This is a genomic window from Boudabousia tangfeifanii (assembly GCF_001856685.1).
GTDB classification, from domain to species: Bacteria; Actinomycetota; Actinomycetes; order Actinomycetales; family Actinomycetaceae; genus Boudabousia; species Boudabousia tangfeifanii.
Genome location: NZ_CP017812.1, coordinates 81,595 through 96,181, shown reverse-complemented (window position 1 = coordinate 96,181; position 14,587 = coordinate 81,595). Strand labels below are relative to the sequence as shown.

The following is a 14,587-nucleotide window of genomic DNA, read 5'->3' as shown; positions in this document are numbered from 1 at the left end:
ACCCCTAGTGACTGATCTTTTTGATCTGGCCGATTAGTGCGGCTGGGTTAATCCCCTCCGCTTTGGCTGCGGCCATGAGCGCTTCAATCTGCAGGCTCAGGTGCTGCGGCAAAGAGGTTTTCTCTTCCGTTTCAGCGTTTCGAGGGCGGGCGTCCTCGGCTGGCACATCTGCCATATTTTCAGCTTCGCGTGCCACCAGTTGGACTTCATCTACTCGAGTCTCCGACTTTTCTTCGGTTCCTCGAGCCGCTGCCACCACATCCACCGCCTTTTCCCAAGGGGCGAGTGCAGGCAGACGGTCGGCTACGAAAGTGCCTCGTCGGCCTTCCGAACGAGTCAGCCCCGCGGCTTCAAGATCCTGGTAGGCGCGCTGCACAGTTCCGTTAGCGATTTCTAGCCGTGAGGCGAGAGTACGCACAGTGGGCAACTTGAAGCCGGCGGGCAACTGCCCGGAACGAATCGCTACCGCGAGTTGACTGCGCACCTGGTCGAATGGCCTTAGGGGCGAGCTGTAATCAATCTCGATAACAAAGTCGGCGGCGCTCATTTTCGTGCCTGGCTTTCGATTTCGGCCTCGTCGGCTTCGCCTTCACCTTCGGTGCGATAGGTACCGTCCTCGGCCAGCACTGTGCGGTTATCGAACTTGTCGACTACCGGCTCGTCATCATTGCGCTTGCGACCGTCATTCTTCTGGTCCTTGGAGCGACGCTTGGCCTGAGGCTCGTCGTCACCGTCCTCGGGGAAGTCGCCGAAGCCTGGGCCACCGGCATCCCCAAACAGGGTGGTCATACCATGAGACATGTCGATAGCTTCCATGCGGGCGAAGACGCTCTGTTCTTTCAAGAGTCGACCATCTTCAGTCCGAACACCGCTGTAATCCTTTTCGAGGACGTCCTCTAGGTGGGCGCTAACCCGGCCGCCACCAACCCGGCGGGCCTGCAAGAACAACCAAACCGAAGCAGCCAAAGCCAAAACCATGGTGGCGATCATTGCGGTGGCAGTCCAGGTGGCCAGCTTCATCGAGTACATGGCCTGGAAAACACTGAGTAGGACAAAAGCGCAGCCCCAAACCCAGCCGATGGCGTAACGCAAGGCGGTCATCCGACGAGCAGCCAAGTCACCGCGGGGATTCAAAGAAACATAGGGAAGACGATTAGCTAGGTGATGCAAGGCGTAGAAGCATGCGGCAGCAGCCAAAGCCAAAGTGACCAAGAAGTAGACCCAAACGCTAACCAACACACCAGCGGTATCAGGTAGCATCGACTGCAATAGCGCAAAACCAGCGGTAGCTAGTACGGTAAAGCCGGCCATCACTACCAAACCGCCCGGTGGGAGCAGGTCGGTGGGCTTACGTTCTTGCAGGTCAGCCATCCGCTGGCCACCTGTGTGATTACGGAAAACCGTTTCAAACAAGAGGCGATCAGCTAGGTACAGGCCCACAAGGCCAACCCAAGCAGAAGCCATTAGGAACAGCATGCCTTGGTTGTAGGTGAAACCGAAGCCGCGATCATAACCAGCGCCAGCCTCATCAGGCATGGTGCCCACACCAAACATAATGGCACCAGACAAACCGGCAAAGATTAAAGCCACCCCAGGGGTGATCACAGTTGCTGAGGTTTGACGGAACTCGTACGAAGGAACTGGACGACCCAAGGTTAGGCGGCGGAAAGCGAACCATGCCAAGATCGCCAGAACTGGAACAACGAAACCAGCTGCTCCGATGATATCGAAAGCAGATTCTACATTTACTAGGTTCATTTTGTACTCCTTAGTTGAACCCAAAACCTTTTGACACAACTAAGTTAGTACAAAAATATTTTTGTGTCAAGAGATGTATCAAAGAAAATGTACATTTGATACAAACAGGCTGCTTTTCTTGGTTTCGCATTTTGAGTATTTTGGGGTAGTTGGCATGGGCTTCGGCGCCACCTTGTGGAACAATAGAGGGCATAAATAGACCACGAAAGGTGAAGCATGAATTTCGAGCATGGGCCGGTACAGGCTATTAACTGGAACCGCATTTTGGACGAGAAAGATCTTGAGGTTTGGGATCGTCTAACCGGTAACTTCTGGTTGCCTGAAAAGGTACCGTTGTCGAATGACATTCCTTCTTGGAAGACTTTGACTGACGAAGAAAAGCGCATGACGAACCGCGTCTTTACCGGTTTGACTCTGTTGGACACTTTGCAGGGCACTGTGGGCGCGATTTCTTTGATTCCCGATGCTCGCACCCCACACGAAGAGGCCGTCCTGACCAACATTGCCTTCATGGAGTCGGTGCACGCTAAATCTTACTCGTCGATCTTCTCGACTTTGCTTTCGACCGAGGAAATCAACGAATCTTTCCGCTGGTCCGAAGAAAACGAGGCTCTACAGAACAAGGCTCGCATTATTAAGTCCTACTACGATGGTGATGACCCGCTTAAGCGCAAGGTTGCCTCGACTATGTTGGAATCTTTCTTGTTCTACTCGGGTTTCTACGCTCCCATGTACTGGTCGAGCCACGCTAAACTCACCAACACTGCCGACTTGATCCGCCTAATCATTCGTGACGAGGCCGTTCACGGCTACTACATTGGCTACAAATACCAGTTGGCTTTGGCGGAACAAACCCCTGAACGCCAACAGGAGTTGAAGGACTACACCTTCAACCTAATGTTCGAACTTTACGACAATGAAGAACAGTACACCGAGGATCTTTACGACCCACTCGGCTTAACCGAGGACGTTAAGAAGTTCCTACGTTACAACGCCAACAAGGCTCTAATGAACCTCGGCTACGAAGCCATGTTCCCGGCTGACGCCACAGACGTCTCCCCCGCCATTTTGGCTTCCCTCTCCCCCAACGCGGATGAGAACCACGACTTCTTCTCTGGTTCTGGCTCCTCCTACGTGATGGGCGATGTGGAAGACACCCTCGACGAGGACTGGGACTTCTAACATGGAAACAAACACTTGGAAGAATGGCGATTTTACCTACCGCGACCACGTCCTGAACCTGCCTTGGGATCACCAAAATCCAGACAATGGGCTGGGCACACTGGAAGTGTTTGCCCGTGAGGTCGTGCGTGACGGTGGCGAAAAGCTACCCTATTTGGTTTTCTTCCAGGGTGGTCCCGGATGTGCTTCTCCGCGTCCCATTAACCCTGAGGGCGGCTGGTTAGGTCGTCTACTCAAGGACTACCGGGTGTTGTTGCTCGATCAGCGTGGCACCGGCGCTTCGACTCCGTTGGCGGCCCCACAGATTAACGCCCTCGGTAATATCGAACAGCAGTTGCAGTACTTGCGTTTGCTACGCACCGACCAGATTGTGGCAGACGCTGAGGCCTTCCGCGCCGAGTTGTGCCCGGATGAAAAGTGGACCCTGTTTGGCCAGTCGTACGGCGGTTTTTGTATCACCACCTACCTGTCGTACTACCCGCAGGCAATCGAACGGGTTTTGCTGACCGGTGGCACTCCCGCTTTGGATACCAGCGCGGATGATATTTACCGTCTGACCTACGACAAGCTGCGTTTCCGTCACGAGCAGTTCAATCGTCGCTTCCCCGAAACCGAAGCGATGATCCGTCGAGTTTGTGCACACCTCGAAGATCATGAGGAGCTCCTACCCACTGGCGAGCGTCTTTCGGCCCGTCGCCTGCGCACGGTTGGCATCAATTTGGGACGCGATACCGGCTTTATGCACTTGCGCCTCATGTTCGAGAACCCGTTCACCACTTTGGGCGGCACCACCCGTTTGCGCCCCGATTTCTTGGCGCAGGTGGGCGGCGAAGTTTCCATGGCCCGCACTCCCCTGTACGCGCTCATGCACGAAACGATTTATGCCGGCGCAACCCCCGCACTCGAAGGACAAGCCACCAATTGGGCGGCACACCGCATCTCTCGTGAAGTTGCCGGTTTTGCCGAGGACGCAAACCCGCTCGCCAAAGACGAGCCATTCTTCCTAACCGGCGAACACATTTACCCCTGGATGTTTGAGGAAGATCCGGCATTGACCCCGTTGGCCGAGGTCGCAAACGCCCTCGCCCAGTACACCAACTGGCCACCGCTATACCTGCCCCAGCAGTTGGCTGCCAACCAGATTCCGGGAGCTGCCGCCATCTACTTCGACGACATTTTCGTGCCAGTCGAACCATCCCTCAAGTGGGTAAAAACCGCTGGAATTGAACGCTACGTCACCAGCAAGTACCAGCACTCCGGGATCGGGACCGCTGGCGCCGAAATCCTCGGCCAGCTGCTCGAACTCTCCCGCTAACACTTTCAGGTTAGAGCAACCCACAAACAAGTGGTTGCCCTAACCAGCTGGTTACTACCCTCAGCTCCCTTTAACCTCGACCCCAGTCCCCTCAATAAGCCAAATTCACCTTGGCAAAGGCAACGGGCTTTCCATCCCTAACTAAGCTTCGCTAGGCCGACTTAAAGGCGCTGGAGTCGAACGGTTTGGCTTGGATATTTGCGTATTAAATTGGGTTGAAGCATAGCGACGCTCGTTTAGCGTGAGCAAGTTCAGCAAATCATCATTCCGGAAGAAATCGGTACTCCCCTTCCGACCCTTGGTGCTACCCTCACCACTAACCGCCAAAATCCCGGCGTCACACAGCATATCGAGCGCTCGTTTAGCCGAACTCTCACTCAAACCATAAATCTGGGCGGCACTTCTGACAGTCATCACAGGGGTGGCGCTCATGCCTCGCAAAATGATGGCGGTAGCTGAATCATGGCGCAAAGTTTTCTGCCGAGGTTGTTTCGCCAAATACTGCTCAAGCTGCGCCTCCCAACCTTGCCGCAATTCCAACAACTGCTCGCCTAACTCCTGAGCCAACTCCACAGCTTTTTCACAAACAGAAATGAAAAAAATCAGCCAAGAAACAATCGCAGTCTGCTGTTCAGTCGAGTTACATTCGCCCTCGACCCGAAAATCGTTAAGCGCCTGAGAATAGCGTTCTCGCCAAGTCGATAGAATCTGGCTGATCGGCAAAACTGCCGAGGGCGTAAGACCCCTTCGAACCAGAACTGTCTGGATTAAGGCTCGACCGATTCGACCATTGCCATCAACAAATGGATGAATGGTTTCAAACTGAGCATGAACCAAAGCAGCCTGAACTAAAGCCGAATGGGAAGCCCCATTCAAATAGTCCACCAGATCTCCACAAAGTTCCGGCAAACTTTCCGGAATAGGCGGCACATACTCGGCCTCTAAAGGGTTATAAGAGCTACCCCCTACCCAGTTTTGTACTTGGCGCAGCCCGATATTTTCATCATCTAACAACGCTTTCTCAAGAGACTCAATAGCCTCCCAAGTAATTTCTGGAGCACTGGCCAACTCTATTGTGGCATTTTTTACCGTTGTCAGATTTCTAGCCACCAACTCGGCTTCCTCAGAAACCTTCGCTTTGGCCCCAAACAGTTGATTTAGCTCCGCCAAAGCGACTCTTCTAGCTGCCGGAGCGACCCCTTCAATCTGACTGGAAGCAATAGCTTCACTACGCAACAAGAAACGGTTAACCCCACTAAGATCAGCTAAAACTTTTTGATCGCTCAAAAGATCCCGGATCTGCGTTTCACAGTTCGCAATCCTCAAAGAGAGCTCTTTCGGTAAGGCAAAAGCACAATCCGATAATGTGCAAGGCTGATAAGCCCAGTAGGTGCCACTAGCACGCTGACGTCGACTTCCCGATTCAAATCTGGAAGTCCACTCCCGTTCAATCTTTATTCCCACTGGAAAACCTCAAAACCTGCGCTATCACGAAAAAGTATAAAAAATTCGAAAATGCGATCTCTCTTCACATATGTAATAAGTTATCAGAAAAAACCGTTAGGTATTCATTTAATCAATAAGTGAATACCTAACGGCAGTTTTGATTTAGTTATTTATTAAATGAGTAGCCACGAGTCGGAATTACACGTACCTAACCCTCGAAAATCCTCATCGTTTCGGTCCCGTTAAGCCTTGAAAACTAACGAGAAACACGAGAAGGTGGTGGCTATTTAGTACCCCCATCCTAGGAATACCATCCACTTTCACACAAGCAACCCTAATTTTTAGCGCAGATAATCCCCGTTTCAGCGGCTGACTATTTGGCCGGCCCAGTCCAGAGGGCATCGTTGGGCAAGTGCAGCTTGAAAGGGTGAGCGAAACCGGTGGCCACGAACTCGCGACCGAGCCGAATTGCTTCGGCGGCCTCGGACCCCTTGGCCAAATAAGCGGTGATGGCAGCGGCCAAAGTACAGCCGGCACCATTCAAAAGTGCCCCCTGGTATAGCGGCGAACTGAGGTGAGTGATCTGCCCAGTTTCGCTGTCATACCAGCTGTCAACGACCTCGCCAGGAAGTTCCAGTCGGGCACCCCCCTTAACTAGGACATGTTTCGGGCCGAGGGAGCCAATCTTGCGGGCCGCCTCATCCAAGTCGTCGAGGCTGCGGATTTCCATTTGTGCCAAGAACTGAGCTTCGGGCAGGTTCGGAGTAACCACAGTGGCCCCCGGCAAAAGCAGATTCACCATGTCAGCAACAGTTTCGGGGGCAAACTCGTTGGCCTTACACACCAACACGGGATCAACCACCACCGCCGGAGCATCCGAACGCACCACCTGGGCCCCAGTCCCCTCCGCTTGGGCGGGCGACAACGCTTCATCCCCCTCCGCCTGGGCGGACGACAACGCCCCCGCACCTTCGAGCTGGTCCGAAACTCCGAGCTCACTCGCGGACCTGGCAGGCGGAAAAATCTTGGCTTCGGCCAAGGCCTGGTGGACCGCCTGGATGGTCTGCGGAGTAGGAATCATCCCCAGTTTGATGGCTGAAATGTCGGCGTTGGTCAGGCTGGAGCGAATCTGATCGATAATCACCTGCGGGTCAATCACCTGCCGGGTTGCATTCCCCGCGGTCACGTCGAAAGAAACCAGCGTGGTCAAAGCGGCCATGCCGAAAACCCCAAGCTGGTGGAAAGTTTTCAAATCCACCGGCATGCCGCCCGCACCTGATGAGGCATTTCCTGCGATCGTCAGGGCTGCAGGTACTTGGGCGCGCTCGCCAACATTAAGTCCGGTGGTCAAAAGCTTTCCCTTCCTCGTGGGCTGGTCTGGGACGCTCGTCCTCGGCCAGCAAGAAACCGTTACTAGTTGTCCACAGTTTAACCCCCGAAAGGTTACAAAACTAAAAAATTGTGGCTTCCACCCCGCAAAGTGAGCCAAAAACCGATATTATTCAACGTATGACTTGTGCAACTAATAAAGCAGTAATTTTGGCACGTGGTCTCGGAACTCGTATGCGCGAAGAAGCCGCAGGTACCGAACTCAGTGCCGCTCAGCAAAAAGCAGCCGCCGCCGGGGTTAAGGGCATGATCGATGTCGGTCGCCCCTTCCTCGACTATGTCATCAGCGCTCTGGCCGACGCTGGTGTCACCGACGTTTGCTTGGTAATTGGCCCAGAACACGACATTATGCGTGACCACTACGGGAACTTGGATGCCAAGCGCGTCAAGATCCACTTCGCTATTCAGGAGAAGCCTCTCGGCACCGCCAACGCGGTGGAAGCCGTAAAGGAATTCGCTGGCGAAGACCCCTTCATTGTGGTTAACTCCGACAACTACTATTCAGCTGCCGCCCTAACCAAGTTGGCGCAGCTCGATGGTGCGGGCGTCCTCGGTTATGAGCGTGGCCCGCTGGTTGAAAAGTCCAATATTCCAGCCGACCGCGTTGCCGCCTTCGCCGTTTTGGACGTGGCCGAGGATGGCAACATGATCGACATTGTCGAGAAGCCAGACCCCGAAACCATGGAAAAGATGGGCGATGCCCCCATCTCCATGAACGCTTGGCGTTTCACCCAGCCTATTTTTGCCGCCTGTGAAGCCATCGAACCTTCCATCCGCGGCGAATACGAACTCGCTGACGCAGTCCGTTACGCAATCGATCATGGCACCAACTTCCAGGTAGTTGACGTGGCCGAGGGCGTCCTCGACATGTCTCGCCGTACTGACATTGCGGCCGTGAAGGCTGCTTTGGAGAACGTGGAGGTGGAACTGTGACCGGAATGGACAGCGCTGCCGCCCCATTTGCTACCAAAGAGGTGCCGGCTGAACTAGCCTCTACCGCTCTGCCCACCCCCGCTCAGGCCGTTTCTTGGTTCGTGCCTGGCCGTATTGAGGTTTTGGGTAAGCACACCGACTATGCTGGTGGCCGTTCCTTGCTGGCTGCTGCTTCGCTCGGCATTACCTTCCAGGCTCGCGCCAATGGCGAAGACGTCGTTCGGGTTTCTTCCGACGCCGTTGATGAGCCGGTGGCTTTGCCTTTGTCCGACCAGATTGATGGTTACGGTGGGGGCCACTGGGCCGGCTATGCGGCCGCCGTTGTCTCTCGCCTCGTGGCTAACTTCCCTGGCCAGATCAAGGGTGCTGACATCGAAGTTTCTACCACTTTGCCGTTGGCTTCGGGCATGAGTTCGTCCTCGGCCATGGTGGTAGGCTTAGCTCGCTGCTTGATGGACCTTTCCGGGGTGGAATCCTCCGACGCTTTCCGTCGCAATATTGCTAGCCCGGAAGAGTTTGCCGCCTACCTTGCCTGCAACGAAAACGGCATGAGCTTCAAGGAGCTGGCCGGCCACAAGGGCGTTGGTACTTTCGGTGGTTCCGAGGATCATACCGCCATGATGTGCGGTGAAACTGACGCGTTGGTGCAGTACTCTTTCTGCCCGGTTCGTCGCGAACGCGTCGTGCCATTCCCCGCCGACTACTCCTTCGTGGTGGCCGTTTCGGGTGTTTTGGCGGAAAAGACCGGTGCTGCCCTAGAGGACTACAACCGCGCTTCCCAGTCGACCCGCGACATCCTCGCCATGTGGAATGAAAAGACTGGCCGTAGCGACCTGTTCTTGGCCGATGCGGTCAACTCCAGTGACGAGGCCGCCGACCAGATCCGTGAGATCGTCGGCGAAGACGGCTACTTGCGTAAGCGTCTCGAACAGTTCTTGATTGAAAGCTACGAGCTGGTGCCTGCCGCCGGTGACGCCCTCGAAGCGGGCGACATTGAAGAGTTTGGCCGCGTGGTGGAACTTTCCCAGCACTGGACCGACCACGGCCTTGGCAACCAGGTGCCTGCAACCCGCGCTTTGGCTCGTTTGGCCAAGGAGCAGGGCGCAGCTGCTGCTTCCGCTTTCGGTGCCGGCTTCGGCGGTTCCGTTTGGGCACTCGTGCCTACCCAGGAAGCGGATGCCTTTGCTGAGCGTTGGTTGGAGGCCTACCGGGAAGAGTTCCCGACTGAGGCCGATAACGCCAAGATGCTGGTCACCCGCCCAGGGGCCAACGCGCACCGCATCGCCCTGAACTTCTAGTTCCAGCGAGCGCAATGTTCTAGCGAGCGCGATAAATATTCTGAAACGGTTAGTGGCCGAGGACGTTGGATTCGTCCTCGGCCACTAACCGTTAGTTTTGTTTGCCGTCCAGCTATGAGGCTTTGACGGCTTTTTGCTTGCGTCGCTTCTTAATGAAGCCCCAGAGCAGCAGGCCGAAGGTGACGGCCACGATGATGGAGGCGGCCCAAATGATCAGGTACATCCAGGTGGGCATTGGCGCTGGGAGCGAAGCGGCTTCTTCTGCCTGCGCCTTGACCGGGTCGATGGCGACGCGCTGGCCGGTGACCAACAGTCGGTGCGTGTTAACGCCGTATGGAGTACAGGTAATCAGGGTGATTAGGTCAGCCCCGGGCACGCGTTCGAGGTCTTCGGTTTGGTCTGGGAGCACCACTTTAGTGTTCTTGACCTGGTACTTGTAGGCCTGACCGAGGACGTTGATGAAGAACTCGTCACCGGGCTTTAGTTCAGGCAGGTTGTCGAACAGGGTGGCAGTACCGAGGGCGGAGTGCCCGGTAAGCACCGCGTGGGTGGAGGTGCCACCAATGGGGAGGCTGGTGCCGAAGAGGTGGCCGACGCCCTGCTGAAGGGTTTGGACGCTAGTGCCGTGGTAGATCGGTAGATTGAGGTGGATCTTGGGGATGGAAATGCGTCCCATCACTGGCGTCATGTTGAGCTGTGAGAGGTACTCCTGGTATTGCGGCGTATCTGGGCTGACGCGGTTCAACCAGGGGTCCAGAATCGGCTTGGAGTACAGTTCCGAGTTGTACTTTTTGGCATGTTCAAGCTGTTCGCCAAGTTTGTCGGGGCCGGCAGCCTGGGTTTCTACCTTGTACTCGTTGGCGATCTGTTGCTGTCGAGCATCATTCTGCATGGTGGAAACTACCGGGTAGAGCAGCACCATTACCCCAATTAGCACGAGGATGACCGGCAGGGCACTCATGAAACGGTCTTTCCAAGTGCGCTTTCTGGCTGGTTTTGTTCCCAGTTTCGCGGCGGCCTGCTTTGCCGCTAGTTTCGCAGCCTTCTTTGCTTGCCGCTTGCTTGCCTTAGTTGGTTTAGTTGGCTGGGCCGAGGGCGGTGCCGGCGGTGCGGCCACTGCCGCTGAGGCATTTTCTGCGGTGGGTAGTTCGGCCGCGGTGGCTGCTCCGGCGGCGACTGCAGCGGTGGTTGGGGCCCATGGGGGTAATGGTTTACCATCCGAGTCGGTGGCAACCTCCCCTGTGCTTGCCTGACCGTGCGACGTAGTGGCTGGCTGTTCACCGGTCGCGGCTACTTCACCGGCTTCTCCCGGCTCTGCTTCAGGTCCGGGCATGCCAGCAGTTTCACCTGGGGCCGGGGCAGCTTCGAAAGTTTGTCCAAGTGCATCCGCATTTACGCTTTCGCTCTGACCGGTGGCTGTGCCGGGTGCTTGGCCGGCGGCTGTGCCTGATACTTGGCCGGCGGCTGAGCCGGGTGCTTGACCGGCACCATGGGTAGTGCCGGGCGAGGTTGCACCGACTGGGGTCGTACCGAGTGGGGTTGGACCGGCCTCGGCAGCAGTGCCCTGGGCAGCTGCGGCTTCACCAGACTCGGCAAGTACACCTGTGGTGGTTCCTGCCAGCCCACCGGCTGCCGCCTTGGCCCCACCTGGCATGGTATCGGATTCGCGGTTGGCGCCTTGGAGGTCATCGAGGTCTTCACCGATTTCCCAAGCGTAGGTCCCGCTTTCAGGAATAAGTCCCTGGTCTTGGGCGGCCACTTCTGGTTGAGGAGCATGTTCGAGGCTTTCCCCAACTGCTCCAAAGCTTACTGGGGTGGGTGGTTCGTATTCGTCGTCGGGAGCGGGCTCGTGGACTGCCCCGTCCTCGGTTAGCGGGAGTGGGTATTCTTCGTGCCCATCAATTTCGGTGGGCTGTACCGATAGTAGGCCGCTTTGTTTTTCTGCACTGGCATCTGTTTGTCCGAGGTCGACCTCGGCTGACTTTTCCCCAACTTCACTGTCTTGACCGAGGCCGGTTTCGGTGGACTGAGGAGCCGGTGCTGTCGGGATGGTGCTGGTGGTGTGTGGGACATTGAGTGGTAGCCCGAAGGGAGAAGTGATTGCTTCTGGATCTACTTCGCCTGATGCCGTCTCCGAGCTTGAAGTTGGCGGAGTAAAGCTGAGAGTTGGCTGATAGTCGAGCGGTAAGGGCGAGTCTTGCGCTAGTCGCTCGAGGAGCCTGCGGGTTGCTGCGGTGGTTACTGCCGCGATTGGCACCCCAGTAGCTGCGGCCATGGTCGGTGCGGTGGCCGCCGGTGTCGAGGTCGGGTGAGCCGCGCTCGTGGTGCTTGCTACGGGGGCTGAGGTTGTTTCTGAAGCAGTGGTAGCAGGATGGCTGGTAGCTGTTTCGTTTGCTACTGCCCCATTGTCGTCTACGGGTTGGACGGTGGCTGCTCCTGCCGGGCCGCCAACTGCAGCGGTAGTTTCAGCGGATGCTCCTGCTGGGCCAGTTGTCGGGGTAGCTTCGGATTCAGTAGCTCCTGCTGGCCCCATAACTGTTGGCTCTGGGACTTCGGAGCTTTTTTCCGTACCTGTTTCCGAAGATCCTTCGGGAAGACGGGTGGCGAAGGAGTCGTAGTTTTCTTCCGCTTTTGGTTCAGTAGTTCCTGTGTTTTGCGGTCGGGTACTGAAGAATGAAGTGGCTCGTGCTGGACTACTTGCGGAGATTACCGGCTCGTGACGTGAAGTCGCCCAGGGGTGCGGTTTAGGTGATTCTGGGTTTTTGCCGGCAGAAGTAGCAGTCGAGAGTATTGAGTAGATACTCTCATTGCTACCGGTGGTGGTCAGCGGAGCTGCGACGGGACTTGGTTGTGTCGGTTTTAAAGTAGTCGGGGAAACGCTAGTAGTTTCAGCATTTACTGGTTTTGCTTGGGCACTTGGCGTTTGTGGTGCTCCAGAAGCTGGTGGTGTTGCGCTGGTTGGGTAGCTTGTGGGCGCGGTCGTTTGGGTGCTGAGTGCTGACGTTACCGGCTGCCCGCTGGCACTATTTCCTTTAGCGTTTGGAGCACTTTTGGAGCTACTTGCGGCGGTTTTTGGACTGCTTTTTGGGCTGTCGGTTTTAGTGGTTTTGGCTTGGAAGGCTTCGCGAGCATAAGAGCGGGTTGATCCAGCCATCTGCGCCAGAATGGCATCGATTTCGTCTAGGCTGCGTGAGGGAGTTGCCGAAGCCTTCGTTGGTTCGGTGTTTTCACTCATGTTCTACTCCTCTAGGCTGGACGTACCTGTCTTATTTTAATGTGCCTTTGGCACTTTCGCGGCAGTTAGTTTGCGTGTGGCAAAGGTGGTAATTGAATAGCCCGCCAGCGGTGCGGCGCCGGCGGGCTATTCAAATCTGCTAACTAAAGGAGGGCTTATTGCTCTTCTTTAGTTTGGTCTTTTCAGGCTTCTGCCTTGTTGCGACGATTGCGAAGTGCAACCAGTGCGCCACCAGCAACTAGCAAGCCACCAGCGGTGACGAGAAGGGCGATGCCTTCACCACCGGTTACTGGTAGGTTGAAGCCGTTGTTGGTCTTGACGTTCTTGATGGTGACCGGCAAGGTGGCATTCTCGGTGCCGTTCATGGTGCGATCGGTGACCAAGAATGGGATTGGCTTGGCCAGAAGTTCGTAGCCTTCTGGAGCCTTGGTTTCGATCAAGCAGTAGGCGTTGTAGTCGCCGTACGATGCTGGATCCTTAAGGTCGATCTGACCTTCAGTTTCCTTCGAGTCGTTGCGCCAGTCGTTGTGCTGCAAGCCGTCGATGAGAACCTTACCGTTTTCGGCGGTGACGAAGGTGGACTTGCGGTCTGCACCCTTCTTGCCAACTTCGAGAGCGGATTCTTCCATTGCTTCGACTGGGGTGTCGAGACGGAAGGCGGTTTCTGGGCTGACGTTCATGGCGTCAATGGCGTCATTGGCGACCTTACAACGCTTCACCTGGAATTCTGCACCCTGTAGCTTCTTGGTGTCGTCGTTGGAGTCAACCTTGTTGATTTCCACGCGGCCGTACTTAGAAACTACGGTGTTGGTTGGGATGCCTGGAGGTGGGGTGCCTGGCTGGCCTGGGCCACGATCCTTGTCCCAAGGGTTGCTTGGCTGGTTCGGGATCAAAACAGCGGTGTTCGGGATGTTGCCGTCAGCGCCGAGGGAGTTAACTACGGCGTCAAGCTTGACAACTACCTTGGTGGCTGCGGTGCCGGCGTTGCGGGCGGCAACGAGCTTAGCGCGACCAGCTTCGGTGAATTCTACGGTGACGTAGGTCTTGCCATCTTCTGGCTTGTAGACACCAACTTCCCAATCGGTGCCCTTTTCTAGGTTAACGCCTTCGGCGCCTTCCAAGGTGACCTTGACGGAGTCTTCAACGTAGCCGAGGCGTGCGTCCAAAGGATCAACGATCTGGTAGTTAGCAAGGGTGTAGTCCTTGGTTACCTTTTCGCCATCAACTTCGACTTCGTAGGTGCCGAGCTTAGGAATGTTGCCCTTAACGGTGTAGGTGAGGGTGTCACCAACTGCTGGGGCGCCATCGTCCTGAACGGACTTTTCAGCTTCGGAGAAAGAGTTCTTCGGGTAGGTGTGTACGTCGTATACCCAGTTGTTGAGCTGCTGGGTGTTGGTCAACGGTACGGTCAAGAAGAATGGGGCGGCTGGGGTTACCTGAGCTGCCTTAGGGTTGGTGGAACCAGCCAAATCTTCGGTGACGTAGTACAAACCGAATGGAAGGGAGGAGAAGGAGAGGGAGCCGTCAGCGGCGGTCAAGCCTTCCTTAGCTTCGTCGAAGGAAAGGGTCTTGGCTACAGCTTCAGCGCCTTCGCTCTTGGCCTGCTTGCCGAGGGCGGCTGCACGTTCCCAGCCGGCCTGGGTCTTGAGGTCAATGTCAGATACGCGCTGGATCTTGAACTTGATGCCTTCAAGTGCGGTTAGAGCCGAGAGGGCGTCAGCCTTTAGTGGCATACCGTCGTTTGGTAGACCGGTTGGGGTTTCAGGCTGCTCGTACTTGTGGATGGTTAGCGATGCCTGACCGTCCTTAGCGTCGTCGATAACGCTGAGGGCTTCTGGGTTAACAGCATTAACCGAGTCGTCGTAATCGCCAGGGGCTGCGATGGCTGCAGCGGGAACCAAGGCTCCACCCAGCAGGGCGGCAGCACTGAATGCTCCTAGGCCCGCGTGTACAAATTTGTTTTTCATCAGTGTCTCCATGTGAAATTGTCATTTACAGGGGGTGACTCACTAATCTGAGTCGCCTTTCAAC

At 55.9% G+C, this 14,587-nt stretch carries 10 protein-coding genes; 4 read left to right on the top strand and 6 right to left on the bottom strand.

Features of this window, described 5'->3' with window-relative positions:
- Positions 1-4 precede the first annotated feature (4 nt).
- Positions 5-547: a GntR family transcriptional regulator gene (locus tag BK816_RS00340; protein ID WP_071163394.1), complete on the bottom strand. Its 543-nt coding sequence runs from the start codon at positions 545-547 to the stop codon at positions 5-7.
- Complete coding sequence (locus BK816_RS00335; protein WP_071163393.1) at positions 544-1,758, bottom strand: hypothetical protein; 1,215 nt, start codon at positions 1,756-1,758, stop codon at positions 544-546. Before BK816_RS00335 ends, BK816_RS00340 begins: the two co-directional genes overlap by 4 nt.
- 216 nt (positions 1,759-1,974) lie before the next feature.
- Between BK816_RS00335 and nrdF the strand changes: the two genes are divergently transcribed.
- Positions 1,975-2,940, top strand: coding sequence for a class 1b ribonucleoside-diphosphate reductase subunit beta (nrdF, locus tag BK816_RS00330; protein ID WP_071163392.1), 966 nt, complete (start codon positions 1,975-1,977; stop codon positions 2,938-2,940).
- Between the two features lies 1 nt (position 2,941).
- A complete protein-coding gene (locus BK816_RS00325) occupies positions 2,942-4,255 on the top strand; it encodes an alpha/beta fold hydrolase (RefSeq protein ID WP_071163391.1) in 1,314 nt (437 codons plus the stop codon).
- A gap of 141 nt (positions 4,256-4,396) precedes the next feature.
- Here BK816_RS00325 and BK816_RS00320 read toward each other — a convergent pair whose 3' ends face one another.
- Together BK816_RS00320 and thiD are read right to left on the bottom strand one after the other, a co-directional pair.
- Positions 4,397-5,581: a Fic family protein gene (locus BK816_RS00320; RefSeq protein WP_204377193.1), complete on the bottom strand. Its 1,185-nt coding sequence runs from the start codon at positions 5,579-5,581 to the stop codon at positions 4,397-4,399.
- Positions 5,582-6,074: 493 nt separating this feature from the next.
- Positions 6,075-7,052, bottom strand: a complete 978-nt coding sequence (gene thiD, locus BK816_RS00315) for a bifunctional hydroxymethylpyrimidine kinase/phosphomethylpyrimidine kinase (RefSeq protein WP_071163389.1) — start codon at positions 7,050-7,052, stop codon at positions 6,075-6,077.
- Between the two features lie 158 nt (positions 7,053-7,210).
- Here thiD and BK816_RS00310 point away from each other — a divergent pair, with 158 nt between their 5' ends.
- Both BK816_RS00310 and BK816_RS00305 read left to right on the top strand, forming a co-directional pair.
- Positions 7,211-8,023 carry a nucleotidyltransferase family protein gene (locus tag BK816_RS00310; RefSeq protein ID WP_071164857.1) on the top strand — a complete coding sequence of 271 codons (813 nt, stop codon included), beginning with the start codon at positions 7,211-7,213 and terminating at the stop codon, positions 8,021-8,023.
- 5 nt (positions 8,024-8,028) lie between these two features.
- Positions 8,029-9,321 carry a GHMP family kinase ATP-binding protein gene (locus BK816_RS00305; RefSeq protein WP_083379211.1) on the top strand — a complete coding sequence of 431 codons (1,293 nt, stop codon included), beginning with the start codon at positions 8,029-8,031 and terminating at the stop codon, positions 9,319-9,321.
- A gap of 112 nt (positions 9,322-9,433) precedes the next feature.
- Here the strand turns inward: BK816_RS00305 and BK816_RS09015 are convergent, their stop codons facing one another.
- Together BK816_RS09015 and BK816_RS00295 are read right to left on the bottom strand one after the other, a co-directional pair.
- A complete protein-coding gene (locus BK816_RS09015; protein WP_083378932.1) occupies positions 9,434-12,556 on the bottom strand; it encodes a class C sortase in 3,123 nt (1,040 codons plus the stop codon).
- Between the two features lie 182 nt (positions 12,557-12,738).
- Positions 12,739-14,523, bottom strand: coding sequence for a SpaH/EbpB family LPXTG-anchored major pilin (locus tag BK816_RS00295; protein ID WP_071163388.1), 1,785 nt, complete (start codon positions 14,521-14,523; stop codon positions 12,739-12,741).
- Positions 14,524-14,587 lie beyond the last annotated feature (64 nt).

What these genes read in the sequence shown, in the direction of transcription:
- BK816_RS00335 (WP_071163393.1), bottom strand. Translation starts at nt 1,758, where the DNA reads ATGAACCTAGTAAATGTAGAATCTGCTTTCGATATCATCGGAGCAGCT.
- BK816_RS00325 (WP_071163391.1), top strand. Translation starts at nt 2,942, where the DNA reads ATGGAAACAAACACTTGGAAGAATGGCGATTTTACCTACCGCGACCAC.
- BK816_RS00340 (WP_071163394.1), bottom strand. Translation starts at nt 547, where the DNA reads ATGAGCGCCGCCGACTTTGTTATCGAGATTGATTACAGCTCGCCCCTA.
- BK816_RS00305 (WP_083379211.1), top strand. Translation starts at nt 8,029, where the DNA reads ATGGACAGCGCTGCCGCCCCATTTGCTACCAAAGAGGTGCCGGCTGAA.
- BK816_RS09015 (WP_083378932.1), bottom strand. Translation starts at nt 12,556, where the DNA reads ATGAGTGAAAACACCGAACCAACGAAGGCTTCGGCAACTCCCTCACGC.
- BK816_RS00310 (WP_071164857.1), top strand. Translation starts at nt 7,211, where the DNA reads ATGACTTGTGCAACTAATAAAGCAGTAATTTTGGCACGTGGTCTCGGA.
- BK816_RS00295 (WP_071163388.1), bottom strand. Translation starts at nt 14,523, where the DNA reads ATGAAAAACAAATTTGTACACGCGGGCCTAGGAGCATTCAGTGCTGCC.
- nrdF (WP_071163392.1), top strand. Translation starts at nt 1,975, where the DNA reads ATGAATTTCGAGCATGGGCCGGTACAGGCTATTAACTGGAACCGCATT.